Origin of the sequence: Arthrobacter sp. PvP103, from assembly GCF_017833075.1 — a bacterium.
Lineage (GTDB): Bacteria > Actinomycetota > Actinomycetes > Actinomycetales > Micrococcaceae > Arthrobacter.
In genome coordinates this window covers 2,035,973-2,061,742 of record NZ_JAFIBQ010000001.1, presented here as the reverse complement: position 1 = coordinate 2,061,742, position 25,770 = coordinate 2,035,973, and the positions used below count along the sequence as shown (strand labels likewise).

The following is a 25,770-nucleotide window of genomic DNA, read 5'->3' as shown; positions in this document are numbered from 1 at the left end:
CGGCGTCACGCCTGGGCCCTCCACCACGCCACCGTTGCCGCTGCGGCTTCCGGTAGCGGGGTCGGATGCAGGCCCAGGCTGGCCTCGCTCACCCGCGAGTCCATCACGAAGGGACGCTCGAACTGGTAGAGCATCTCGGCCAGTTCCCGGGTGCCGGAGGAGAAAAGTCCCACGGCCCTGAGGAGCCGGCCGGGAACCGCACCCATTTTGGGTGCCGGTGCCCCGCCCGCTTCCGCGAAGGCCGCCGCAAGCTGGCGCTGCGTGACGGCCGGGCCCGTGGGTGCGTGCCACACCCGGTTCCACAGGGACGGCGTCTGGGCGGCACGGATCATGGCGGCAGCAAGGTCCGGCACGTAGGTGAAGGAGTGCAGCTGGTCCGCGCTGCCGATCACCAGCAGCCTCTTTCCGGCCAGCACTGCCGGGACGACGCGTTCGCCGGCGTGGGAGGTCCGCACCCGCGGCCCGAAGAAATCGCCCGCCACAACACTGACGGTGTTCGTGGGGGACGCCGCGCGCGCCTTCAGCAGGGCTGTCCGGACACCGCGCTTTCCGCCCTCCGCCTCCCGCGGACTGTCCTCCGCCATCACCTCGTCCGGCTGGCTATAGGAATAGAGGCTCTCAGGAAATACGACGACGGCGCCCGCCTCGCCTGCAGCCGACAGCACCGTCTCCTCCGCCGCCGGAAGTTCCCGCTGCCACGCCTCCGCAGTGTAGGCGGAGCCGTGGATGCAGTGGAAGACGGCGGACGCCCCCGCGAAGGCCGTGCCGAGCAGTGCAGGGTTGGAGACGTCCACGGACATCCTCTCGATGAGGGCGTGATCCGGTCCGCTGCCGGAGCGCGTCAGGACCCGCACCCGCTTCCCTTGGCCGGCAAGCTGCTCCGCCACGGTCCAGCCAACGGGGCCGGCGCCGGTCACCACATACAGTTCGGTCATTGAATTCTCTTTCCTCCGGATGTCCCGTGCGCGCTTGCTTCGGCGCGTGAATAAGAGAGCGGTGCTCTCGGAAACAAGGATGCCCTGCCGGATGCCGCTCGTCAAGAGCACTGCTCTCTATTGTTGACACCGCTCTGGGTCGTGGAATGCTGGAGGCATGCCAGTTACCGATGCCGCCACCCCGGCGCTCCGCACGCCGCGGGAGCGCGCCCGGGCGCAAACCGTCGCCGATATCGTCCGCCTCGGACGGGAGCACCTGGCCCGCCACGGAGCGGCGGCACTGTCGCTTCGGGCTGTGGCCAGGGAGCTGGGTGTGGTGTCCTCCGCCGTGTACCGGTATGTGCAAAGCCGGGACGAACTGCTGACCCTTCTGCTGATCGACGCTTACGGCGAGCTGGGTGACGAAGTGGATGCCGCCGTCGGCCGCGTTGCGGAGGGGGACTTTGCCGGGCGCTTCCGGGCGCTGGGCCGCGCTGTCCGCGGCTGGGCCCTCCGCGAGCCCGCCCGCTACGCCCTGCTGTTCGGCAGCCCCGTGCCCGGGTACCGGGCCCCGGCGGAGCGCACCACGGAACCGGGGACCCGGGTGGTTTACAGCCTGATGGCCCTCCTTGACAACGCCTGGCGGGCCGGCGCCCTGGGGGCGGAATCCGGGGCCGTGGCTGCGGCGCCTCCGGCTGCAGTGCCTCCGGCTCTGGCTGCCGACTTGAAGGTGATCCGGGAAGAGCGGGGCCTGGGGCTTACGGACGGACTCCTGGCACGCGGGGCGCTAGTGTGGACATCCCTTTTCGGGGCCATCAGCTTCGAAGTCTTCGGCCAGTATGGCGAGGGCACCTTCTCTGCCAGGGACGAGCTGTTCGAACATCACCTGCAGGTGCTGGCCGGCATCGCCGGGCTCGAATAGCAGCTGCTGCATCGGGCCGCAGCAGGGTGGCAGCCGCTCCTTTGTGAGCGCTAACAAATTTTCCTTGTGTCTAAATTTACAACGATGTAAAGTGTGTCTCAGCCCACAGCCGCCGGGCCCGGCCCAACCGGGCCGCAGGAGCCCGGACGGCCGGCGATCTTTTCCAACGGCTACGTCCAAAGGAGTGACGGTGAAGCAAGTTGATTCACGCCCGATGCGGATGACACGCAGGCAATTGCTGCTCGGGGGCGGTGTGCTCGCAGGCAGCCTTTCACTCGGCACCAGCCTGACAGGCTGCGGAGGTGCGGCCCGGGCGGCCGGCAACGACATCCGGTTCTGGCATCTCCTCTCCGGCGGGGACGGCATCAAGATGATGGCCATGATCGACAAAGTCAACGCGGACCACCCTGACTTCAGGGTCAAACCCACCGTGCTCGCGTGGGGCGCCCCGTACTACACCAAACTGGCCATGGCCTCCGCCGGCGGACGGCCGCCGGAGGTGGCCGTGATGCATGCGGCCCGTGTGCCCGGCTACGCTCCCGGCGGACTGCTGGACGCCTGGGACCTGGACCTTCTGGCGGAGTTCGGCGTGCGCCCGGAGGACTTCGCCCCAAGGATCTGGGAGAAGAGCCAGTTCAACGGCCAGGTATTTTCGCTGGCGCTGGATTCGCACCCGTTCGTGATGCTCTACAACACCGAGGTGGCGGACAAGGCCGGCGTGCTGGGGAAGGACGGCCGCCTGGCGGAGATCTCCTCGCCGTCGCAGTTCCTCGAGGTGAGCCGTGAACTGCAAAGGGTCACCGGCAAGCACGGGCTCTCCTACGGGTACCTGGGTGATGGCGCGCAGATGTGGCGCCTGTTCTATACCCTCTACCGCCAGCACGGCGCGGACTTCGTCCTGGATCCCGGGAAGCCGGCGCGGGTGGAGCGTGACGTGGCCATCGACTGCCTGGAGTTCATCACGTCGCTGCTGGATAACACCATTTCCACAAAAAGCGGCGACGGCGGCACCGCCATCGCTGAGTTCGCGGGCCAGGGTTCGGGGATGCTTTTCACCGGTGTGTGGGAGCTGCCCACAATGAAGACAGCAGGAGTTCCGCTCGGCGCCAGCACCATTCCCACCCTTTTCGGAACGCCGGCGGCCTTTGCCGACTCGCACTCGTTCGTGCTGCCGCATCAGGCCACGCTGGACGAGACGAAGCGCCGCGGCGTGTACCAGTTCGTCGCGTCGATGCTGAAGGGATCCCTGAGCTGGGCGGAGGCCGGCCACATTCCGGCCTACCAGCCGGTGGTGAAGTCCAAGGAGTACGCGGCCCTGACCCCCCAGGCGGACTACGCGCACGCAGCAGACATCATCAACTACGACCCCGAAGCCTGGTTCACCGGTTCCGGGTCCGACTTCCAAGGCTATTTCGCCGAAAACGTCCAGAACGTGTTCCTTGGACGGGACAAGCCCGCAGACGGATGGGATGCCTTCATGAAGCGCATCAATACGGTTCTCGCCATGCCGAACCCGGTGTGAGCACCAGACCCGGCAACGCCGCCGATCCCCGCTTGAGCATCAACCCGCTTGTGACAAAGGAGTCCCCATGAGCACCGCCCGCACGACAGCGCCCGCCGCGAGATCCCAGCGCTCCAGGCGTGACAATATCCACGGCTGGGCTTTCTCTGCCCCGTTCCTCGTATTCTTCCTGATGTTCCTGGTCTGGCCCATGATTTCCGGCGCCATCATGAGCCTCACCGGAAAGTCCCTCACCGGCGCCAACAGCGGGTTCATCGGCCTGGCCAACTACATCGAGGCGTTCGCCGACTCGGACATGTGGCGCTCGCTGGGGAACACACTGTACTTCACGCTGATCAGCACGGTGCCGCTGGTGGTCATCGCCCTGGCGCTGGCAGCACTCGTCAACATGGGACTACCGGCGCCGTGGCTGTGGCGGCTCTCCTTCTTCTCCCCGTTCCTGCTGGCCTCCACGGTGGTCTCGCTGTTCTTCGCCTGGATGTACAACCCGGAACTCGGCCTGTTCAATGACCTGCTCGCCAAGCTGGGCATTCCGCCGGTGGCGTGGCTGAACGATCCCGCCGTGGCGATGTGGGCCATCGTGATCGCCACGGTGTGGTGGACCGTCGGCTTCAACTTCCTGCTGTATCTGGCGGCGCTGCAGAACATCCCGCAGCAGCACTACGAGGCAGCCTCGCTCGACGGCGCCGGCGGCTGGCGCCAGTTCTTCTCCATCAGCCTTCCGCAGCTGGGCCCCACCACGGTGATGATCGTGATCCTGCAGATCCTCGCGTCCCTGAAGGTCTTTGACCAGATCTACCAGATGACCGAGGGCGGCCCGGGCGGGGCCACCCGTTCGATCGTCCAGTACGTCTTCGAGGCCGGATTCACAGGCTACCGGCTGGGCTATTCGGCAGCCATTTCCTACATCTTCTTCGGTCTGATCCTGGTTATTGCGTTGGCCCAGGTCTTCATCACACGGAAAAGGAGCGCCTAGCCATGGCTACCACCACACTTTCCAAGCCTGCTGCACTCCAGCCCAAACGTGCCGCCGGGACGGCGCCAAGCAGGCGCCCGAAGACGCCGCTGTCCCGCATGCTGGCCACCGTCATTGTGTCCGTCCTCGCCGTTGCGTGGCTGGTGCCTTTTGCTTGGGCAACAGTTACCGCACTGAAGAGCGAAACGGATGCCGCGTCAACCCCCATCAGCTGGATACCGGCGTCGGGCTTCACGCTTGATGCCTTTGCCAAAGTGCTGCAGAGCGGCAACATCCCCACCTGGACGCTCAACTCGCTGTTCACGTCCGCGGCGATCACCGCCATCACCCTGGTGATATCCGCGTCCGTCGCATACGCCATTTCGCGGATCGATTTCCGCGGCAAGAGGATGCTGATGGGCGTGATCGTGGCATCCATCATCATTCCGCCGCCGGTCCTCATCATCCCGCTGTTCCAGCAGATGCAGTCACTGAACCTGATCGACACGTACTGGGCGCTGATCCTGCCGCAGGTGATCCATTCGCCGATGGTGTTCGTGCTCAAGAAGTTCTTCGACCAGATCCCGCGGGAACTCGAGGAGGCCGCCTTGATGGACGGCGCCGGAAGGCTGCGGATCTTCACCACCATCGTCCTGCCGCTGTCCCGGCCCATCCTGGCCGCCGTCGCAATCTTCGTGTTCATCGGTGCGTGGAACAACTTCCTCTGGCCGTTCATTGCCACCAACGAAAGCTCGCTGCTGACCCTGCCCGTGGGCCTGCAGACCATCAAGAGCGCCTACGGGATCCAGTACGCCCAGAACATGGCGTCCGCGCTGCTGGCTGCGTTGCCCCTCATCGTGGTGTTCCTGTTCTTCCAGCGCCAGATCATCAGGGGCGTGGCCACCACCGGCTTGGCCGGCACCTAGTCCCGCCACCCCGTCCCGCCCGCAACAAACACCCGCCAACCCACATCAGGACAGGAGCAAAATGTCCCGCGCACGCATCACCATTGACCGCGACTTCACCGTAGGTGACGTTCCCCGCCGGATCTTCGGATCGTTTGTTGAGCACATGGGCCGCTGTGTCTACACCGGCATCTACGAACCGGGCCATCCCCGGGCTGACCAGCGCGGCTTCCGCCGCGACGTCATGGACCTCGTCAAGGAGCTCGGCGCCACGGTGGTCCGGTATCCCGGCGGCAACTTCGTCTCCGGCTACAACTGGGAGGACGGCATCGGGCCCGTGGCGGAGCGGCCGCGCCGGCTCGACGGCGCCTGGCACACACTGGAAACCAACGCCTTCGGCCTGCACGAATTCGTGGACTGGTCCCGCGAAGCCGGGGTGGAGGTCATGGAGGCGGTCAATCTCGGCACCCGGGGCGTGGATTCCGCCCGCGAGCTGGTGGAGTACGCCAACATTCCGTCCGGCACGCGGCTGTCCGACCTGCGCCGCAAGAACGGCCACGAGGATCCGTTCAACATCAAGCTGTGGTGCCTGGGCAATGAGATGGACGGACCGTGGCAGATCGGACACAAGACGGCCGAGGAATACGGCCGGCTGGCGCAGGAGGCCGCCAAGGCCATGCGCTTTGTGGACCCGGAGATTGAACTCGTGGCCTGCGGCAGCTCCAACTCCGGCATGCCCACCTTCGGCGCCTGGGAGCAGACCGTCCTGACCCACACCTACGAGCAGGTGGACTACGTCTCGCTGCACGCCTACTACCAGGAGCACGACGGCGACGCCGGGAGCTTCCTGGCCAGCGCCGTGGACATGGACTACTTCATCGAGTCCGTGATCGCCACCGCGGACGCCGTCCGGGCCAAGGGGAAACACAAGAAACACATCAACCTCTCCTTCGATGAGTGGAACGTCTGGTACACCCGCCCCGGGGACGCCGACAGCCCCGCGGAAGTGGGCAGGCAAGGCTGGCGGGAGCACCCCCGCGTCATCGAGGACAAATACAACGTGACGGACGCCGTCGTCGTCGGGACCTTCCTCAACTCCCTGCTCCGCCACGGTGACCGCGTCAAGATCGCCAACCAGGCGCAGCTGGTCAACGTGATCGCACCTATCCTCAGCGAGGAAAACGGCCCGGCGTGGAAGCAGACCATCTTCCATCCGTTCGCCCGCATGGCCGAACTGGCACACGGGCAGATCCTGCGGCTGGCGGTCGACTCCGACAAATACAGCAACGCAAAGTTCGGCGACGCCGACCTGGTGGACGTCAGCGCCACCTGGAACGAGGAAACCGGGCGCATCGCCTTGTTCCTCGCCAACCGCGGCCTTGAAGAAGCCGCCGACGTCGAAGTGGTCCTTCGCGGCTTCGATGCCCGGCAGGTGGTCCGGGCCGACGTGCTGCGGATCCCCGACGGCGCGGACCGGTTCATCACCAACACGCAGGACAATCCCAATGCCGTGGGCCTCACCCCGCTCGAAGGTGTCAAGGCTGCCGGCGGCGAAGTCCGTGCGAGCCTTCCGGCGCTGTCCTGGGCGGCCATCGAACTGGAAGCCGTGCGCAACTGAAACGGGGCGCCCGCCCCTGTTGGAGCGCCGGGCGGATGGATAGACTGCCCCTGCGTCCGTCCGGGCGCCCGATGCTTCCAGGAGGGAACCGTCAGTGTCAGAGAACAGCGAATTCGAAGCGGAAGAACAGCGCAGTACCGAACCGGCGCCGGCAGTCGAAGGGGAAAGCGGCCAGTACGTCGACGGCGACTACGGCAAGGCCGGACTTGCGCATGAGGCCGAGGCGGCAACCGGCGACGGCGAATATCCCGAAGGCGATTACGGAACCGCCGGGGCGGTCGAGGAACCTGCCGGCGCCGTGGAAGGCGAATACGAAGCCGGCGACTATGGCAAGGCCGGCACGGCGGGGGAGAACCTGGTGACTCTGGAAGAAGCCGAGTACCCGGACGGCGACTACGGCAAGGCCGGTACTGCCGGTCCGGCCCCCGGTGCTGCCGGCCCGGCGGATACTGCCGCGGAGACCGGCGACGTTCCCTGACAGCCCCTGACCGGCGGCCGGCGTACCCGGCCGCCGGTTTCACGCACAGCGAAACCGCAGCCACGCGACCGGATGTCCGGCGGAAATCCGCGGATTTTCAAGCTTGCAGTTCTCCGTGTGCGCCCACATCCCGCTGGCGATTCACAGAGTTGAGTGCAATTGACTCAACTTTGGATTGACTTAATTCCGGCCCCGAGTAGAGTTGAGTGTAGATCGCTCAATCAGTGGGCGTGCCTGAATTTCGACCAGCCTGAATCGTCCGTCCCGGCGACCCGGCGCCGGATCGTTTCCAAGGAAAGAAGGAAGCAACACATGTCACGTGCAGTAGGTATCGACCTCGGAACCACTAACTCCGTCGTCTCCGTTCTCGAAGGTGGCGAGCCCACCGTTATTGCCAACGCCGAGGGTGGCCGCACCACGCCGTCCGTCGTTGCGTTCTCCAAGTCCGGCGAAGTCCTGGTCGGCGAGATCGCCAAGCGCCAGGCCGTCAACAACATCGATCGCACCATCGCCTCCGTCAAGCGCCACATGGGCACTGACTGGAACGTCGCCATCGATGACAAAAAGTACACTGCGCAGGAAATCTCCGCGCGCATCCTGATGAAGCTGAAGAACGACGCCGAGTCCTACCTCGGCGAAAAGGTCACCGATGCCGTGGTCACCGTTCCCGCGTACTTCAACGACGCCCAGCGCCAGGCCACCAAGGAAGCCGGCGAAATCGCGGGCCTCAACGTCCTCCGCATTGTCAACGAGCCCACCGCGGCGGCGTTGGCCTACGGCCTGGACAAGGGCAAGGAAGATGAACTCATCCTCGTCTTCGACCTCGGCGGCGGAACCTTCGACGTCTCCCTGCTGGAAGTAGGCAAGGACGAAGACAACTTCTCCACCATCCAGGTGCGCTCCACCGCCGGTGACAACCACCTCGGCGGCGACGACTGGGACCAGCGCGTGGTCAACTACCTGCTGAACCAGCTCAAGGTCAAGGGCATCGACCTCTCCAAGGACAAGATCGCCCTGCAGCGCCTCCGTGAAGCTGCCGAGCAGGCCAAGAAGGAACTTTCCTCCTCCACGAGCACCAACGTCTCCCTCCAGTACCTCTCCGTCACCCCCGACGGCCCGGTCCACCTGGACGAGCAGCTGACCCGTGCCAAGTTCCAGGACCTCACCAAGGACCTCCTGGACCGCACCAAGAAGCCGTTCCAGGACGTCATCAAGGAAGCCGGCATCAAGCTCTCCGAGATCGACCACATCGTGCTCGTGGGCGGTTCCACGCGCATGCCCGCCGTGTACGAGCTCGTCAAGGAACTCGCCGGCGGCAAGGAGCCCAACAAGGGCGTCAACCCGGATGAGGTCGTCGCCGTCGGCGCCGCACTGCAGGCAGGTGTCCTGAAGGGTGAGCGCAAGGACGTGCTACTGATCGACGTCACCCCGCTGTCCCTCGGCATTGAAACCAAGGGCGGTGTCATGACGCACCTGATCGAGCGCAACACGGCCATCCCCACCAAGCGGTCCGAGACCTTCACCACGGCTGACGACAACCAGCCGTCCGTGGCCATCCAGGTCTTCCAGGGTGAGCGCGAGTTCACCCGCGACAACAAGCCGCTGGGCACGTTCGAGCTGACCGGCATCGCTCCGGCTCCCCGCGGCGTCCCGCAGGTCGAGGTTACCTTCGACATCGACGCCAACGGCATCGTCCACGTCTCGGCGAAGGACAAGGGCACCGGCAAGGAACAGTCCATGACCATCACCGGTGGCACCGCGCTCTCCAAGGAAGACATTGACCGCATGGTCAAGGACGCCGAGGAGCACGCAGCCGAGGACAAGGCCCGCCGCGAGGCAACCGACACCCGCAACACCGCGGAGCAGCTCGCCTACTCCGTGGACAAGCTGATCGCGGACAACGCCGACAAGCTGCCTGAAGAGGTCAAGACCGAGGTCAAGGCCGACGTCGACGCCCTCAAGAAGGCCCTCGAAGGCACCGATGACGCCGCCGTGAAGACCGCCTTTGAGAAGCTGCAGGCTTCCCAGAGCAAGCTCGGCGAAGCCATCTACGCGCAGGCCGGTTCGCCGGACGGTGCCACGGGTGCTGCAGGCGCAGAGGGTGCCGCAGGCTCTGAAGGTGCCAAGGCTGATGAGGACATCGTCGACGCCGAGATCGTTGACGAAGACGAGAAGAAGTAATCATGCCGCATCACGGTAACGAGGAAGAGCACGACCCTTCCGCAGGCCACGCCCGCGACAGCCGCGAAAACGAGCGCCAGGAGAACGAGCCGCAGAAACCGGTCATCCACGACAACCGCAAGGTTGATCCGAAGACCGGCCAGGCCCGCCACCCTGACCAGGAACACGCACCTGCAGCGAACACCGGTTCCGGGGACGCACTGTCCCAGGCCGAGGACATCCTCAACAGCGTTGAGGTTCCGGCCGAGGAATCTGTGGCCCAGGGCGTAGGCGCCGAGGAGGCGGAGGAACTCAGGAATGATCTCCGCCGCCTGCAGGCCGAATACGTCAACTACCGCAAGCGCGTGGAACGCGACCGAGCCGTGGCAGGGGAGATGGCCGTCATCGGCGTCCTGAACTCGCTGCTTCCGGTGCTGGACGACGTCGACGCCGCCCGCCAGCACGGCGACCTGGCCGACGGCCCGTTCGCCGCGATCGCCGCCAAGCTGGAGAGCGCGCTGAAGACCTACGGCCTGGTGCGCATCGATGAGACCGGCGTGGAGTTCGATCCCACGATCCACGAGGCCCTCATCCAGCAGCCCGGCCAGGATGTCGAAATCGACACCGTCAGCCAGGTCCTGCGCTCCGGCTACAAATCCGGCGAGCGGGTCCTGCGGGCAGCCCAGGTCATCGTCGCAGTTCCGGCCTAGCATTACCCCATCGAGATGGCAGTTCGCATCAGTGATTCGCAAGAACATTGCCGCGAGCTGCCATCTCGGCACAAAGATTTGAAAGGAAACGCCATTGGCTAGCCAGGACTGGGTCGACAAGGACTTCTACAAGATCCTTGGAGTCGCCAAGGACGCTTCCGACGCCGATATCAAGAAGGCTTACCGGAAGCTCGCTCGGCAGCACCACCCGGACACCAACGCGGGGAATGTCGCATCGGAGAAGAAGTTCAAGGACATCTCCGAGGCGTACTCCGTGCTGTCCGATCCGGACGAGCGCCAGCAGTACGACGCCATCCGTGCCATGGGCGGCGGTGCGCGGTTTGCTCCCGGCGGCGGGGGCGGCGCAGCGGGCGGTGCGGGCTTCGAGGACCTCTTCGGCGGCCTCTTCACCGGCGGCGGCGGACGCCACTCCGGGGGCTACAGCACCTCGGGCGGCATTCCGCCGGAGTTTGCCGACCTCTTCGGCGGACAGTTCGGCGGACCCGGTTCCGGTGCGGGATTCCAGCGTGCCCCGCAGAAGGGCGCCGACCGTACGGCCACCACCACCATCTCCTTCGCCGGTTCCATCCGCGGCACCACCATCGGCCTGCGCGAACCGGACGGCGATGTGATCGACGTCCGAGTCCCGGCCGGGATCAAGGACGGACAGAAGGTCCGCGTCCGCGGCAAGGGACAGTACGGCCCGGCAGGCAACGGCGACCTGATGGTCACCGTCAACGTCAAGGGCCATGACTTCTACACGCGCGACGGCGACAATCTCCGCATCCATGTTCCGGTCACCTTCCCGGAAGCTGCCCTGGGTGCCGACATTGAAGTGCCCACGATCGACGGCGAGAAGGTCAAGGTCCGTGTCCCGGCAGGGACGCCGTCCGGCCGGACGCTGCGCGTCAAGGGCCGCGGGGTCAAGCACGCGAAGGCCACCGGCGACCTGCTGGTGACCATCGACGTCGTGGTTCCGCAGAAACTGACCAAAGAGGCGGAGGACGCCGTGAAGGCGTTCGCCGCGGCCACTGACGGCCAGGACGTGCGGGCGGGACTGGCAGCCAAGGCGCGCCTCTAGGAAACGCACGTGCACGGACTGGGACTAGCGGGAGGAGCCGGCCATGGACATTGATTTCGATCAGCCGATCTTCGTGATCTCCGTGGCTGCGGAGCTGGCGGACATGCACCCGCAGACGTTGCGCCAGTATGACCGCCTGGGCATCGTCTCGCCCAGCCGCGCGCCCGGCAAATCCCGGCGGTACTCCCAGCGGGACGTCAACGTGCTCCGCGAGGTGCAGCGGCTCTCCCACGAGGGGGTGTCGCTGGAGGGCATCAAACGCATCCTCCAGTTGGAAAACCAGGTGGCTGCCCTGCAGCGCCGGGTGAGCGAACTGACCGAAGAACTCGGCCGCCGGCGCAGCCCGCTGGATTCGCGCATTTTCGCGGCCGGAGCAGCCGGCGACGTGGTGAGCCTGGCCCGCGGCCAGCGTCCCCGCGCCCGCTCCCAGGCTGTGGTGGTGTGGCGGCCCCGCCCCACGGAGTGACCGCGGGCGGGAGCGTGCTGTGGGTTCTTGACAGCTCAGGGATGCCGGAACAGAGTGGATGGTTACGCCTGTTCACTGCCAGTCTTCACTGTCCCGGAAGGAACGCCTCATGGCTTTTGTCTCTGTTGGAAAAGAAAACAGCACCACCGTAGAGCTTTACTATGAGGACCACGGGCAGGGACAGCCGGTGGTCCTCATCCACGGGTACCCGCTGGACGGCGCATCGTGGGAACGGCAGACCAGCGCGCTGCTGGAGGCGGGCTACCGGGTCATCACCTATGACCGCCGCGGATTCGGCAAATCCAGCCAGCCCACCGAGGGCTACGACTACGACACCTTTGCCGCCGACCTCAACGCCCTCCTCACCGAACTCGACCTGGCCGATGCCGTGCTGGTGGGCTTCTCGATGGGCACCGGCGAGGTGGCCCGCTACCTCAGCACCTACGGCTCGGACCGGGTTTCCAAGGCGGTGTTCCTCGGATCCCTCGAGCCGTTCCTGTTGAAGACGGAAGACAACCCCGACGGCGTCCCCCAGGACGTTTTCGACGGCCTCCTGAGTGCGGTCAAGGAAGACCGCTACGCGTTCTTCACGGAGTTCTTCAAAAACTTCTTCAACACCGACGACACCCTGGGCAGCCGCCTCAGCGAAGAAGCGCTGCGTGCCAACTGGGCCACCGCAAGCAAATCCTCCGCGCACGCCTCCGTGGCCGCCCAGCCCACCTGGCTGACCGACTTCCGCGCGGACATTCCGAAAATCGATGTCCCGTCGCTCATCGTCCACGGAACCGCGGACAACATCCTGCCCATTGACGTGACCGGCCGCCGCTTCAAGGAAGCGCTGCCCAACGCGGACTACGTGGAGATCGAGGGAGGTCCGCACGGGATGTGCTGGACCCACGCGAAGGAAATCAACGAAGCACTCCTGGCCTTCCTGAAGAAGTAGGCGCCGGGTACTCTGAAGGATTTGTGGCCGAAATCCAGGAGGCCATCATCAAGCTGTCCCAGCGCAGCGGCATGCGGGTCCTGCTGGTGGAGCAGCACATCGGCTTTGCGTTGAACGCCGCGGGCAGCTTCTACGTGCTCGCGGACGGGCCCTGGCGCTCGTGCGTCTGGCCGAAGGGAACGTCCGCGCTGACGGCTACGGTGAACGTGGTGTGGCCCAGCCGTGTCACCAGGATGCCGGACGTGCCCTCTTCCATGGCGTGCTGCCGTGCCTGCTCCACCGCCGCGTTCAACTCATCATCAATGAGGCGGGGGTCGGTGGTTTCGACAAAAAAGGTCCGTCCGGCCTCGATTGTGCTGATCATCCTGCGGTTCCCGTTCTTGGTTCTTGGTTGGTTTGTATCGTGGCGTCCCGGTCAACGTCGGAGATCGCGCGAAAAATCCGCTCCTGCGTCGCAAGCTCGATGCCGAGCGCCGTCGCAGCGATATCCTCGAGGGCTTCGTGCATCCAGTCCGTGGCGGCCCGGTTGTCCGGATGCAACGGGTCGTGCAGGGACGGGTCGGACCGCAGGAGCGAGTAGCGCGCCACCTTCGCCTTCAGCTGCCCCACGAGGTCCTCGATCTCCGTCAATAGCTCGTCGCGCCAGCTTTCGGAATCGTCCGGCATCGTAGTTTGCCTTGCGTCAGGGGAACTTCGGTCCAGGCTCAAATCGGGCCGGCGCCAGTGGCTGGCGGACATGGCAGCCCTCAACAACTCGCCATGGTCCGGAGATGCCGCATGCGTGAGCGATACTTCTAGGAATTGGTGGCCGCGCATTGATTGGACTCCTCCTGGGTAGCTCGCCGACAATGGGCGCTACCGGGGTCCGGGGCAACAATTAAGTATATCCCGCCTGGCAAGGGGTGCACAGGACCCGGGCGGCAGCCAGCGGACTGACTATAAAGCAGGCATAAACTGTAGGAACAGCAGTTGATGCATGGAAGGTGCCTTTCCGATGGTTCAAGCGACTTCCTTCCGTGGCCCGGATGCGGCTGGCGCGGCGTGGTCCAGCCATGGTTGAACACTCCTGCTCGATGACCGAGGGGCTGGACGGGGGCCTCTGCGCCGGGTTCCTGGAATCCCTGCCCGTCTCCGGAGTGTCGATTTCCGTCTTTTCCGGGCTGGCTCCGGAAACGATGGTCTGTGCCAGCAACACGGTGTCGGCGAGGATTGACGAGCTCCAGTTCGACCTCGGCGAGGGCCCGCGCTGGGAGGCGCTGGGAACCCGGAGGCCGGTCCTCCTTCCCTACGTGCGCTCGGCTCCGCACCCGGACTGGCCCGTCTTCGCTGACGCCCTGCGGGACCTTGATGTTTCAGCGCTCTTCGTCTTCCCGCTGATGCTTGGTGCCATGGATATCGGCGTGGTGGAACTGTACAGCTCCGACGCCGGCCCGCTGAGCCCCGCTGACCATTCGACGGCACTGCAACTGGCCGATGCCGTGACGTGGCAGCTGCTCCGCCAGCTCCTCACCCTGTCCCCGGGAGACGGGACAGACGCGCCGCATGACGGCTCGCCGCTCTCCCGGCGCGAGGTGCACCAGGCCACCGGAATGGTCCTGGCCCAGACCGGGGCTTCCGCCACCGACGCTCTGCTGCTGCTGCGGGCGCACGCGTTCGCGCAGGGGCGCACGGTCCGCGACGTGGCCCGCGACGTGGTCGCCAAGACCCTTGACTTCACCCCGAATGACGGGTGAACGGCGAACCATGACGTGCAGTAGAATCCCTTCATGGCGATGATGAGCCGCGCCGGGCGCGTGAGTGCCGCGTTCGTCAAGATTGCGGACACCCTGGTGGCGGATTACGACGTTTTCGACCTCCTGCACACCCTGGTGGAGGAATCCGTGGGAATACTCGACGCCGCCGCTGCCGGGCTGGTGCTGGTGGACCCGGCCGGAGATCTCCAGGTGATGGCTTCCACGAGCGAGGAGAGCCAGCTGGTGGAAGTGCTCCAGCTGGAGGCCGGCGCGGGCCCGTGCGTGGACTGCTACCACACCGGCGCCGTTGTGGCCGTTGACGATATCGCGGCGGACGGATCCCGGTGGCCGCTGTTCCAGGCGTCCGCGCTGGCACAGGGGTTCCGCTCACTGCACGCCGTCCCGATGCGCCTGCGCAGCCGGACCATTGGCGCCATGAACCTCTTCGGCCGCGAAACCGGTCCCCTCAGCGCGGACGACGCAGCCATTGCGCAGGCGTTTGCCGACGTCGCCACCATCACCCTCCTGCAGGAACGTGCGGCGAGGGAAAGCGCCATCATCAATGAACAGCTGCAGCGCGCGCTGAACAGCCGCATCCAGATTGAACAGGCGAAGGGCGTCATCTCGCATACCGCGAACGTGGACATGAACCGGGCTTTCTCGATGCTGCGCGATTATGCCCGCGCCCACAACCAGACCATTTACGATACGGCCGCAAAAGTCGTCGGCCGCAAGATCACGCTCTGACGAAGATCATCCTGACAAACGGCATCCGCCGGGCCGGACTGAGTACTGAGGCGCGCCTCCGGCGACCCAAGCCGGCAGAATAGAGTACACACTACTGGTGACGGACCGCCGCGGCAGCGGATTGAATGGACCACAGCTTGGTCTCACAGCTTGGTCTCTGGTCTCTGGGGGTTTTCCTATGTTTGTTTTGTGCGTTCCCATGGTGTCCTACCGGCTCCCCGCAATGACGGGCGGCGTCCGATGAGCGCGGGGATGGAATCCGTTGCCATGTTCGCCGGATCGATGGCCGGTCTGGTCATCCTGTCCCTGGGGCAGGCCATGGTGGTGGCGTGCCTCTGTTTTGACATGGTCCGTGCACTGTCCGTGCCCAGGTCCCACCGGCGTTATGTGGCCAGCACCGTTTTCCGGACGCTGGCATTGCCGTCGGTCCTCGCCATGGGTATCAGCGTCCTGGTTGACGCCGTGTTCTGGTCATGGATGGACGTCGCCATGGGTGTCTTCGTGATGGTCATGATCATCTTCCGCCTGCACCACGACAAGGACGAGGACAACTGGTGGAAGGGCAAGGGCAAGAAACTCGCCCGCTGGGCCCGGAAGCAGCTGTCCTCCGGAAGGTCCTTGGCCCCGGCCATGGGCTGAGGGGCCGCCCAACCGGGGAGCCGGTCAACCGTCAGTCGTTGAACAGGCCGGCCAGGTCATCGGCCGTCAGGGAACCGCCGGAGAGCGCGTCGCCCTCCATGACGTCCGCGAACAGCTGCGACTTCTTGGCCTTCAAGGCCATGACCTTTTCCTCGATGGTGTCCTTGGCAACCAGCCGGTAGACCATCACGTTGCGGGCCTGGCCGATCCGGTGCGTACGGTCCACCGCCTGCGCCTCGGACGCCGGGTTCCACCAGGGGTCCAGCAGGAACACGTAGTCCGCCTCTGTCAGGTTCAGGCCGAAGCCGCCGGCCTTCAGGCTGATCAGGAACACGGGGGCGGAGCCGTTCTTGAACTCGTTCACCACGTCGGAGCGGTTGCGGGTGCTGCCGTCGAGGTAGCAGAATTCGATCTTCTCCTCGACGAGCCGTTCACGGACCTTGCCCAGGAAGCCGGTGAACTGGCTGAAGATCAAGGCACGGTGCCCTTCGGCCACGAGGTCCTCAAGCTGCTCGAAGAGCACGTCCAGCTTGCTGGACCGGACGCCGGACAGGGACGGGTCCACCAGCGATGCGTCCAGGCTGAGCTGACGGAGCAGGGTGAGCGACTGGAAAATGGTGAAGCGGTTTTTGTTGACGTCCTCAATGAGGCCCAGGATCTTCTGGCGCTCCCGCTGCAGGTGCGTCTGGTAGACCTTCTGGTGCCGCGGATTCAGCACCACCTCGAGGATCTGCTCCTGCTTGGGCGGCAGGTCGTGGATGACCTGTTCCTTGGTGCGCCGCATCATGAGTGGACGGACCCGACGGCGGAGCTTGTCCAACTGCCCCTTGTCGCCGTTCTTTTCCACCGGCTTCTGGTAGTACTCGGCGAACCGGCTGGGGCTCGCGAACAGGCCCGGCGCCACGATCGAGGTGAGCGCCCAGAACTCCATCAGGTTGTTTTCCAGCGGTGTTCCGGTGATGGCCAGCTTGAACGCCGCCGGCAGCTTGCGCGCGCACTGGTAGGCCTTGGACTGGTGGTTCTTCACGAACTGCGCCTCGTCCAGCACCAGGGCGGCCCATTCCCGTGACGCATACGCTTCGTAGTCGATCCGGAACAGGGCGTAGGACGTAATCACGATGTCCGCGCCGGCCATGGCCTCGGCCGGGTCCACCCCGTTTTTCGCGAACGTCTCGCCGATGGCGCGGACGGTAAGCCCGGGGGCGAACCGCGCGGTTTCGGCCTCCCAGTTGCCCACCACGCTGGTGGGGGCCACGACGAGAAAGGGCGCGGCGCCGTCGGCAGCTTTCCCCTCAGACGCGGCGGCTTCCTTAGCCGCGCAAACCAGCGCGAGGGCCTGGACGGTCTTGCCCAGGCCCATGTCATCGGCCAGCACCCCGCCCAAGCCGTGCCGGTAGAGGAAACTCAGCCAGTTGAAACCCTCCAACTGGTAGGGGCGAAGCTCGGCATTCAGGGTTGGCGGCAGGGGCAGCCCCTTGATGCCGCCTTCCAGCAGTCCGCCCACGGCCTCGCGCCAGGCGGCCGCCTGCTCATCGACAACGCCAAGGTGCGCCAGTTCATCCCAAAGCCCGGCCTGGAACCGGCTGATCTGCAGCGGCGCGTCCTTGTTGTCCTGAAGGGACCGGGCCTCCTCGATCAGGGCCCGCAGCTGATGGAGTTCCGGAAGGTCCAGCGAAAAGTAAGCGCCGCCGGGCAGGAGCATCTTCGTCTGGCCGGCGGCGAGGGCGGAGAACACCGCTGCGAAGGAAACGGGCTGGCCTTCAAGGGAGATCTGGATACCGAGATCGAACCAGTCGCGCTGGTCCGTGGCCTTGGTGGAGATGGCCACCACGGGGGCTTCCTCGGCCTCCCGGTAGTCGGCGATCTCACCTGAGGTGTCCACCACCACGTCCGGGGCGTTGCGGAGCCGGGGAAGCACTTCCTCGGTAAAGGCAAGCGTGTCCAGCCCGCTCAGCTCGGCAGAAGCAGCAAGCCGCGGAGTTCCCCAGCCTCCGGTGGCGGATTCGCCCAGCTTGGGGACAACCTCCCAGGGCTGTCCCACTGCCTCGAGGATGCGGGCCTCCGTGGGGTCGTCACGGTAACCGTGGTCGCCCGGATGCCGCCAGAGGGGCTGCGCCGTGACCAGGTTCCCTGACGTGTAGTGCCATTCCCAGTGCAGCCGGACTTTGTGGTCGGCACCGTAGTTGGCCAGGAGCGACAAGGTGGGGACGGCCAGCGTGGGCAGTTCCACCGACTGGTCCGACGCGGTGACGCGGGCGGCCTGCTTGAGCTTGGGGTAGAAGCCGGTGAGGAAGCGGGTCTCGTCCCGCGCCGGAATGTGCAGCGTGCTGCCGGCCGTGACGAATGTCAGGAGTTCTTCGCTAAGCCCGCTTTCCAGCGGAGCCAGCGTGATGATCGATCCGTTGCCCGTGCCGGGAAGAGCGTCCGCTCCGGACGTCAGGAAGATCCCGTGGGCCGGCCGGCCGATGGTCCCCACGGACGCCGGGTCAACCACTTCCCCTTCAACGGTGATGGTGGGCGCCAGCGTCAGCCCGCCGTCGTCGGACGTCTTCGCGTTGACGGCGGCGGCCGGCCCGACGGCGGCACGTTCGACGGCGGCGCCGCCGCCCGTTTCCCCGCCGGACGCGCCGAAACGGGTCAGGTTAAGTCCCACCGCGGCCGGCTCCTCCACAAACCGCACGGGTTCCTGGCTGCCGGCATGCACCAGCGCGACGCCGATCTTCCGGGCCTGGGCGAGCAGGCTCCACAGGTTTTTCCCGGCGTAGGTGTTCAGCCCCAGCCAGGGCGCGGTGGAGTTGTGCTGCCGGTTCGCGAGGGCGGTGTGGGAGGCAAGGAATTCCTGCATCCACTCCACGTGGGCCTCGTTGCATTCACGCCGGTAGTTGAGGTAGCTCAGGGTGTTCCAGGAGACGTCGCCGCGGATCCACTTGCCCTTGGCGCCCATGATCACCGGGCGCGCCTTCAGCTGGCGGACGCTGCGGAGCGGATCACGGCGGCCGGTGTAGGAAAAGTGCGGGGCCGGCTCTTCAATGTCGAACTGGAGGGCCAGCGGGATGCCGTTGGTGGACGGGGTGATTCCAGGGCGGGCAATGAGCGGGCCCAGGGCCTGCTCCCAGTCCGGCATGTCCTGCGCCAGGGGTTCACGGGACAGGCGGGTGGCCTCGGCCGGGGCCAGGAGCTGGACGCGGATGGCGGGACTGTCCTCGGCCGCGAACAGCAGCGCGGCCACATGCTTGCAGTCCTTCCGCACCGGGCAGCTGCAGACGCCCACGGTGCAGCTCCAGCCGCCCGCCTTCCGGACGAGCTTGGCAGTGGTTGAATAGGGCGCGTCCGAACCGCCGCGGACCTTGCCGAGCATCAGGCCGGTGGCGGCATCGAAGGAAATCCCCGAGACCCGGCTGCCCATGGCGTAGGCGAGTCCGGCCGCGAGGGAGCGGTCGTTGATCGCGGGGGTCTGTATTGCCAGTGCCGCACTCTCGTCCGGTTGGGATGGCATGGTGCGCGCTACTTTCAGCAGGTCAAAAATCTGCAGGTTATCTGATCCATCTTACCGAGCCGGAAGAGGCCCTGAAACTTCGCCCAACGTTCAGCTCATCCTCCACCTGCGGACCGGTGCGCCACGTAGCGTGAAAGGGTCCAGAGCACCACCCGCTTTCAGCAGTGAGGATCTTCCATGAGCACCGGTCAGCCCGCCAGCAAGCACCCCGTCGTCCTGGCACCCGAAAGCGCCGAGGCGGCCAACGAGGACGTTGTGGACTCCAACGTGACCGTGGTCAACGCCATGTATGCGGAGCTTCTCGACGCCCCGGAAATCGCGCCTAACGCGCTCCGCAGCTACTACGTCGACTTCTACCTAACCCAGGCGCTGGCAGGCGGCTTTGCCCAGTACGTCTTCACGGTTCCGGAGCGCGAAGAGATCGACGCCTATGTCCGCGAAGGCCTGGAAGGCATGCGCGCCACCGCCCACCTGGCGCTGTTCAACCGCACCGCCGCGGCTTTTGATGCGCTCTCAGAGGACGACGCCGACGCGTACTTGGATGGGGATGCAGACGGGGATACGGAGGGCTTTGGCGGCGCCGACAACGGCGGCGGGACCGCCTCCCCGGAGGCGGTCCGGGAACTCGAAAGGCTCGACGACGAATTCGAGTCGCTGCTGGAGAGCGAGGACATCCTCGCGCTCAACGCCGCCTGGCTCCGCGGCCAGGAAGGCCTGCTGCTGCTTGACGGGGAGCAGCTGGAACTCCACATCGCCGAGCGTGTGGCCCGGATTCCCAACCTTGCCGAACGCCAGGCCGAAGCGGCGGAAGAAGCCCTGGAGAACGCGCCGGAGTTCGAACTGATCATCCGCGAACTGTGCGACGTCGCGGGCCAGGAGCTGCAGAAGATCACCATGGGCGATCCCAACTACGAGCACAACGGCGAGACCGTCCTCGCCTGGCACTTCACCACGGACCAGGGCGACTTCATCATGGTGGAGGATGACGAGGAGGCCTACATGATCAGCCCCTCGACCAAGGAGATCATTGCCGCCGTGGAGTTCGAAGAGGCCGACGCCTAGGGTCCCCGAACCGCCCTGCCGGGACCGCGGCGGGAACGCGGAAGCGCGGCCCCTGTAAAATTGAGCGAAATCAGACCAACACGCACGAACGCCGGCGCCGGCTTATATACCGGCGCCGGCGTTTGTGCATCACGATGATCGGTGGACATGTCGCTCAGGTTTCCCCCCAGCAAACTCACGCCACGGGCCCTATGGGTCGCGGTGGCCGCTGCCCTGGCGCTCGTCTTGGCGGCGGTAGCCATCGTGGTGGGTGCGGGGTCGCAGCCTGGCCCGGGCAGCCCCGCCGCGGACGCGCTGGCCGACGTCGCCGGCGCCCAGGCGGAGGCCAAAAAAGACGCCGGCCGCTATGGCTCGTTCTGGCTGGCCGGGGGCGACCGCAGCCTGGAGGGCCTGGCACGCCCGCTCCGGACCGACGGCGTTTCCGACCTCCGCGCCATTGAATGCGCCGATGGATGGGTGGCCGCCGCCAGGGTGGGGCAGGACGTCTTCGTACGCTCCAGCAGTCAGGACCAGGTGGTGCGGGCTGGCTCCGCGGACATCCGCCGCCCGGACTGCGTCACAGCTGTTGCAGTGGAGGCCATGCTGTCCGACCTGGGCGCACGGCCCGAGGTTCCGGCGCCGGCGGAGTCCGCGTTCGCGCGGCCGGACGGTGCCTCCGCCTACCGCCCGGGCTACCACATCACCCCCCGCGAAAACTGGATGAATGATCCGCAGCGGCCGTTCTGGCTGGACGGCCTCTGGCACTACTACTACCTCTACAACGCCGGCTACCCGGAGGAGAACGGCACTGAGTGGTACCACCTCACCAGCACCGACCTGGTGCATTGGAAGGACGAGGGGGTGGCCATTGAAAAGTACAAGAACGGCCTGGGCGACATCGAAACGGGCAGTGCCGTGGTGGATTACGAGAATTCCGCGGGGTTCGGCAAAGGTGCCGTCATCGCCGTCATGACTCAGCAGGACGACGGCATCCAGCGGCAGTCGCTGTTCTATTCCACCGACAAGGGCTACACATTCAAGCCCTACGAGGGGAACCCGGTGATGGACAACCCGGGGGAGCAGCACTGGCGCGATCCGAAGATCATCCGTGATAACGCGAACAACCAGTGGGTGATGGCCTTGGCGGAGGGCGAAAAGATAGGTCTGTACGCGTCCGCCAACCTGAAGGAATGGCACTACCTTTCGGCCTTTGAACGCAAGGGACTGGGGATCCTTGAATGCCCGGAACTCTTCCAGCTCGACGTCGACGGCGATCCCGCCAAACGGACCTGGGTCCTTGCTGCCAGCGCCAACGGGGCCGAGGAAGGGAAGTCCACCGGCGTCGCCTATTGGACCGGGACCTGGGACGGGACCCGGTTCGAGCCTTCGGACCAGAAGCACCAGTGGCTGGACGACGGCTCCGACTTCTACGCCGCCGTGACCTGGGACGACCCCCGTCTCACGGAAAGCCAGCGCATGGGGTCGCGCCACTCCATCGCGTGGCTGAACAACTGGGCCTATGCCCGCAAGCTGCCCACAGACGACTGGCACGGGGGCGCCGACACTCTGGTCAGGGATATCCGGCTGAAGACGGTCTCCGGCAAGCCCACGCTCGTCTCCATGCCCACCAGTGCGCTGAAGTCGCTGGAAGGAGACACCGCCACCGTGGAAGACCGGAAACTGACTCCTGACGGTGCAGCCGGGCTACCCGTGCCTGACCGCGGAGCGTACCGGCTCGACCTCACGCTCGAACGCGCGGCAGGCGACGACGGTTCCGAGGCCAAGGTGGAACTGCTCGCCGAAAACGGGGTCTTTGCCACAGTGGGCTATGACTTCGAATCGGGAACCGCCTTCGTCACGCGGGACGGTGCCGCCAAGGAAACGGCCGGACTCGCGCCCGATTACGGCGTGCTCCGGCGTGCGGAGTCCGCACCCCGCGAGGGCCGGGTCCGGCTGACGGTCTATGTGGACCACAGTTCCGTGGAAGTGTTCGTCAACGACGGCGAGAGAACCCTCACGTCTCTCGTGTTCCCTGCCGGGGCGCCTAAGGGCCTGAAGGCGCTGACGAAGGACGGGACGCTGACGCTCAAGTCGTTCAGCTATACACCGATGGCGGCCACGTCCTGATCCGGCACTGATTCTGCCCGCTAGGCGTCGTCCACCACGCCGGTCCGGTACGAGGCGAGGAACGCGGCGATCCGGCGCACTGCTTCCTCGATGTCCTCCACCGACGGAAGGATGACGAAGCGGAAGTGGTCCGGCCGGGGCCAGTTGAACGCCGTGCCGTGCGAGACCAGGATCTTCTGTTCACGCAGGAGGTCCAGGACGAACTGTTCATCGCTCTTGAACGGGTAGAGCTCCGGGTCAAGACGCGGAAACAGGTACATGGCCGCCGCCGCGGGAACACACGTGACGCCCGGAATGGCGGTGAGCAGCTTATGGGCGCGGTCCCGCTGCTCGCGGAGGCGGCCGCCCGGCCGGACCAGGGCCTCGATGCTCTGATAGCCGCCGAGGCACGTCTGGATCGCGTGCTGGGCGGGGACATTGGGGCACAGGCGCAGGGATGCCAGCAGTTCCAGGCCTTCCCGGTAGGCCAGCGTTGCCGCCAGCGGGCCCGTGACGGCCACCCAGCCTGCGCGGTACCCCGGCATCCGGTACGCCTTGGAGAGGCCGCTGAACGTGAGGACGCAGATGTCCTCGGCCACCGAGGCTGTATGGATGTGCTGCGAATCCTCGTACAGGATCTTCTCGTAGATCTCGTCCGAGAACAGCACCAGATGGTGTTTGCGCGCCAGTGCGGCAAACTGCTCCAGGACGTGCCGCGGGTACACGGCTCCCGTGGGGTTGTTCGGGTTGATGATCACGATTGCCTTGGTGCGCTTGGTGATCTTTGCTTCGACGTCGGCCATATCCGGCCACCAGTGCTCGTCCTCGTCGCACAGGTAGTGCACAGGCTTGCCGCCGGTCAGCGTGACGGCCGCCGTCCACAGCGGGTAGTCGGGCGCCGGAATCAGGATTTCGTCGCCGTCTTCCATGAAGGCCTGGAGGCACATGGAGATGAGTTCGCTGACGCCGTTGCCGATGAAGATGTCCTCGACGCCGATCTGCATCAGGCCGCGGGTCTGGTAGTACTGCGAGATGGCCGTGCGCGCAGAGAAGATGCCCTTGGAATCGCTGTAGCCCTGGGCCCCGCGCAGGTGGTGGATCATGTCCACAACCACGGACTCGGGAGTCTCCAGTCCGAACGGCGCGGTGTCACCCAGATTCATCTTGAGAATCCGGTGCCCTTCAGCTTCCATCTCCTTCGCGGCCTGGAGGATGGGTCCGCGGAGTTCATAGCGGACGTTCTGGAGTTTGCTGGAGTGCTGCATGGGACGCATGCTTGATCTTTTCACAGCACCGGGCGGTCTACACTGTGGTCAGCGCCCTTGAAGCAGCCCGGGGGATTCTTTATCTGTGCCTGGGGGGACAGACGGATGAAACGTATCCATGCAAGCGATCCGATTGACATGACGCAACCGGCGGCAGGGCCGGGCAATGACAGTCCACCAGCAGAGGGCGCATCGCCCGCCTGGGATGCGCTGTTGGCCGACTGGATCGACCGGTTTTTCGGCAGGCTCGGAGTCCGGGGCCGTGTGGTGATGAGCCAGCTTCCTCTGCCCGTTACCTTGTCCCTGATAGTTGTTACTGCCGCGATCTTCAGCCCGGCAACGCTGGCGGACGACGCGTTCAGGATTGCCTTGCTGGCACATGCCGCGTTGTTCGGCCTCTGCCTGGCCGTTCCCTGGGGGAAGCTGCACCCCGAAGCGTTCACGCTGATACCGGTCCTGGACTGCGTTGCCATCGGATTCACGCGGCAAGCGGGCGGCCCCAGCTTCAACGTCCTGAGCCTGCTGCTGGTTTTCCCGGTGGTCTGGCTGTCGGTGAGCGGGCACAGGCACCGGGTTGTCCTGGCAGTCCTCGCCACCGTACTCAGCACCGTCGTCCCTGCCGCCGCCCTGGGAGCGGACCCGGCGCAGGGTTCCATGATCCGGACCATCTTCTTGCCGCTCCTGATGGCTGCCATCGCGGTGACGGCCCACGTGGTGGCCGGCGCCCTCCACCGGCAACGCGGGACGCTGGTCCGGAAGGACCGTGACCTGGCAGCAACCCTCGCCGAGAGCGTCCGACGCCAGCGGCTGCTTGATGCCGTGCTTTCAGCCGTTGATGTGGGCGTCTGGGTGGTGGACGCAAAGGGTCAGGATGTGCTGACCAACAGGGCGATGCGGACCGACCCCTCGTTGGCCCGGCTGGTCCCCGCCACGGGATCTCCTCAGCTCTTTTATGGTGACAGGACCACCCTAGTGCCGCCGGACGGGTTCCCGGCAGCGCGGGCGTCCCGCGGTGAGGCCTTCACCAATGAGCTGTACTGGGCCGGCGAGGGTAGCGGGCAACGGGCCTATTCCGTCAGCGGCCGCGCCATTCCGTCCCCGGACGGGGACAACACGGGGGCCGTGGTCACCTTCGCCGAGGTGACCACGCTGATCAACGCCCTCGCTGCCAAGGACAACTTCGTCGCCACGGTGTCCCACGAGCTGCGCACGCCGCTGACGTCAATACTCGGTTACCTGGAACTGGTCATCGACGAACCGGGCCACGAGGACATACAGGCTGAGCTGCGGATCGTGGAGCGGAATGCCGTCCACCTTCTGGGCCTTGTGAATGACCTGATTGCCGTCGCTTCTGAAAGCGTGGAGCTCGTCCTGCAGGAGACGGACATTGCAGGCCTCCTCGCTGCCGCCGTGGCCGCCGACCACGAGAAGGCTGCACTCTGCGGAGCGGCCCTGGTGCTCGACACGGAAGAACCGCTGACTGCCCGGGTGGACCCGGTCAGGATCCGGCAGGTGGCGGGCAACCTGATCTCGAATGCGGTGAAGTACTCACCGGACGGCGGAAGGATCACCGTCCGGGCCCGCAGGAACGGCGAAAAGCTGGTCTGCTCAATCACCGACACGGGCATAGGTATGACGAAGGAAGATCAGGAACAGGCCTTTGCCAAGTTCTTTCGATCCGCACGGTCCCGCGATACGGCCATTCCGGGAGCAGGGCTTGGCCTTCCCATCAGCAAGACCATCATCGAAGGACACGGCGGATCAATCAGCCTCACCAGCGCCCCGGGAGAGGGCACAACGGTGTCTTTCGTCCTTCCCGCGGCCCACGGTTGACCCACCATGGTCTGCCAGGTCCTCGCGGCATTCTTCAGATCGGTCGGCTTGCCCGGGTCCCGATCCTAATGCCGGGCCCGCGGCCACAGGCCTGCCCGGGTCCCGCAAAAAGAATTTTCGGCACCGCGTAACTTTTCCGGAACACGCAGCGATGTAAGGGGAGTGCGGACCGCGTCCGCACAGCTTGAGTGGCCGGATCCAACCTGGCCGTTACTGACACTGTTGTATATGTTTTC

General features: G+C 65.7%; 22 protein-coding genes. 17 read left to right on the top strand and 5 right to left on the bottom strand.

All coding sequences use genetic code 11. The annotated features are described in order from the left end of the window. Nucleotides 1-5: 5 nt before the first annotated feature. Nucleotides 6-935, bottom strand: a complete 930-nt coding sequence (locus tag JOE41_RS09435) for an NAD-dependent epimerase/dehydratase family protein (RefSeq protein ID WP_209752182.1) — start codon at nt 933-935, stop codon at nt 6-8. Between the two features lie 157 nt (nt 936-1,092). Between JOE41_RS09435 and JOE41_RS09430 the strand changes: the two genes are divergently transcribed. The 11 genes from JOE41_RS09430 to JOE41_RS09380 all read left to right on the top strand — a co-directional run bounded on the left by JOE41_RS09430 (nt 1,093) and on the right by JOE41_RS09380 (nt 12,674). Continuing rightward, the gene (locus JOE41_RS09430) at nt 1,093-1,836 is read left to right on the top strand and encodes a TetR/AcrR family transcriptional regulator (RefSeq protein WP_209752181.1); all 744 of its coding nucleotides are present in this window, start codon (nt 1,093-1,095) and stop codon (nt 1,834-1,836) included. A gap of 190 nt (nt 1,837-2,026) precedes the next feature. Then, nucleotides 2,027-3,358, top strand: coding sequence for an extracellular solute-binding protein (locus tag JOE41_RS09425; protein ID WP_209752180.1), 1,332 nt, complete (start codon nt 2,027-2,029; stop codon nt 3,356-3,358). A gap of 67 nt (nt 3,359-3,425) precedes the next feature. Continuing rightward, on the top strand, nt 3,426-4,334 hold the full coding sequence (locus JOE41_RS09420; RefSeq protein WP_209752179.1) for a carbohydrate ABC transporter permease: 909 nt from the start codon (nt 3,426-3,428) through the stop codon (nt 4,332-4,334). Nucleotides 4,335-4,336: 2 nt separating this feature from the next. Continuing rightward, entirely contained in the window at nt 4,337-5,239 is a 903-nt protein-coding gene (locus tag JOE41_RS09415; protein ID WP_209752178.1) for a carbohydrate ABC transporter permease, read from the top strand. 61 nt (nt 5,240-5,300) lie between these two features. Beyond that, nucleotides 5,301-6,836, top strand: coding sequence for an alpha-N-arabinofuranosidase (locus tag JOE41_RS09410; RefSeq protein ID WP_209752177.1), 1,536 nt, complete (start codon nt 5,301-5,303; stop codon nt 6,834-6,836). Between the two features lie 94 nt (nt 6,837-6,930). After that, nucleotides 6,931-7,314 carry a hypothetical protein gene (locus JOE41_RS09405; protein ID WP_011693634.1) on the top strand — a complete coding sequence of 128 codons (384 nt, stop codon included), beginning with the start codon at nt 6,931-6,933 and terminating at the stop codon, nt 7,312-7,314. Between the two features lie 312 nt (nt 7,315-7,626). Beyond that, nucleotides 7,627-9,495 (top strand): molecular chaperone DnaK, encoded by a 1,869-nt coding sequence (gene dnaK, locus JOE41_RS09400; RefSeq protein ID WP_209752176.1) that lies wholly within the window; start codon nt 7,627-7,629, stop codon nt 9,493-9,495. Nucleotides 9,496-9,497: 2 nt separating this feature from the next. Then, nucleotides 9,498-10,184, top strand: a complete 687-nt coding sequence (locus tag JOE41_RS09395; protein WP_011693632.1) for a nucleotide exchange factor GrpE — start codon at nt 9,498-9,500, stop codon at nt 10,182-10,184. 94 nt (nt 10,185-10,278) lie between these two features. Beyond that, entirely contained in the window at nt 10,279-11,265 is a 987-nt protein-coding gene (locus tag JOE41_RS09390) for a DnaJ C-terminal domain-containing protein (RefSeq protein ID WP_011693631.1), read from the top strand. Nucleotides 11,266-11,308: 43 nt separating this feature from the next. Beyond that, entirely contained in the window at nt 11,309-11,731 is a 423-nt protein-coding gene (locus JOE41_RS09385) for a heat shock protein transcriptional repressor HspR (protein ID WP_011693630.1), read from the top strand. 109 nt (nt 11,732-11,840) lie between these two features. Continuing rightward, on the top strand, nt 11,841-12,674 hold the full coding sequence (locus JOE41_RS09380) for an alpha/beta fold hydrolase (protein ID WP_209752175.1): 834 nt from the start codon (nt 11,841-11,843) through the stop codon (nt 12,672-12,674). Between the two features lie 130 nt (nt 12,675-12,804). Here the strand turns inward: JOE41_RS09380 and JOE41_RS09375 are convergent, their stop codons facing one another. Together JOE41_RS09375 and JOE41_RS09370 are read right to left on the bottom strand one after the other, a co-directional pair. Beyond that, complete coding sequence (locus JOE41_RS09375; protein WP_011693628.1) at nt 12,805-13,038, bottom strand: hypothetical protein; 234 nt, start codon at nt 13,036-13,038, stop codon at nt 12,805-12,807. After that, nucleotides 13,035-13,340 (bottom strand): hypothetical protein, encoded by a 306-nt coding sequence (locus JOE41_RS09370; RefSeq protein WP_209752174.1) that lies wholly within the window; start codon nt 13,338-13,340, stop codon nt 13,035-13,037. Before JOE41_RS09370 ends, JOE41_RS09375 begins: the two co-directional genes overlap by 4 nt. Nucleotides 13,341-13,726: 386 nt before the next feature. Here JOE41_RS09370 and JOE41_RS09365 point away from each other — a divergent pair, with 386 nt between their 5' ends. The 3 genes from JOE41_RS09365 (at nt 13,727) to JOE41_RS09355 (ending at nt 15,793) form a co-directional block, all read left to right on the top strand. Beyond that, nucleotides 13,727-14,407 carry a GAF and ANTAR domain-containing protein gene (locus JOE41_RS09365; RefSeq protein ID WP_245200685.1) on the top strand — a complete coding sequence of 227 codons (681 nt, stop codon included), beginning with the start codon at nt 13,727-13,729 and terminating at the stop codon, nt 14,405-14,407. Between the two features lie 33 nt (nt 14,408-14,440). Then, nucleotides 14,441-15,154, top strand: a complete 714-nt coding sequence (locus tag JOE41_RS09360) for a GAF and ANTAR domain-containing protein (RefSeq protein WP_011693625.1) — start codon at nt 14,441-14,443, stop codon at nt 15,152-15,154. A gap of 252 nt (nt 15,155-15,406) precedes the next feature. Further along, the gene (locus tag JOE41_RS09355; RefSeq protein ID WP_043430099.1) at nt 15,407-15,793 is read left to right on the top strand and encodes a hypothetical protein; all 387 of its coding nucleotides are present in this window, start codon (nt 15,407-15,409) and stop codon (nt 15,791-15,793) included. 31 nt (nt 15,794-15,824) lie between these two features. On the opposite strand, the gene JOE41_RS09350 is transcribed toward JOE41_RS09355, so the two are convergent. Beyond that, entirely contained in the window at nt 15,825-19,289 is a 3,465-nt protein-coding gene (locus JOE41_RS09350; protein ID WP_209752173.1) for a DEAD/DEAH box helicase, read from the bottom strand. A 177-nt stretch (nt 19,290-19,466) separates the two neighbouring features. On the opposite strand from JOE41_RS09350, the gene JOE41_RS09345 reads away from it, so the two are divergent. Beyond that, complete coding sequence (locus JOE41_RS09345) at nt 19,467-20,351, top strand: hypothetical protein (RefSeq protein ID WP_209752172.1); 885 nt, start codon at nt 19,467-19,469, stop codon at nt 20,349-20,351. Between the two features lie 147 nt (nt 20,352-20,498). After that, complete coding sequence (locus tag JOE41_RS09340) at nt 20,499-22,457, top strand: glycoside hydrolase family 32 protein (protein WP_209752171.1); 1,959 nt, start codon at nt 20,499-20,501, stop codon at nt 22,455-22,457. 20 nt (nt 22,458-22,477) lie between these two features. Here JOE41_RS09340 and JOE41_RS09335 read toward each other — a convergent pair whose 3' ends face one another. Next, nucleotides 22,478-23,710: a pyridoxal phosphate-dependent aminotransferase gene (locus JOE41_RS09335; protein WP_011693620.1), complete on the bottom strand. Its 1,233-nt coding sequence runs from the start codon at nt 23,708-23,710 to the stop codon at nt 22,478-22,480. Between the two features lie 96 nt (nt 23,711-23,806). Between JOE41_RS09335 and JOE41_RS09330 the strand changes: the two genes are divergently transcribed. After that, entirely contained in the window at nt 23,807-25,534 is a 1,728-nt protein-coding gene (locus JOE41_RS09330; protein WP_209752170.1) for a cell wall metabolism sensor histidine kinase WalK, read from the top strand. Nucleotides 25,535-25,770 lie beyond the last annotated feature (236 nt).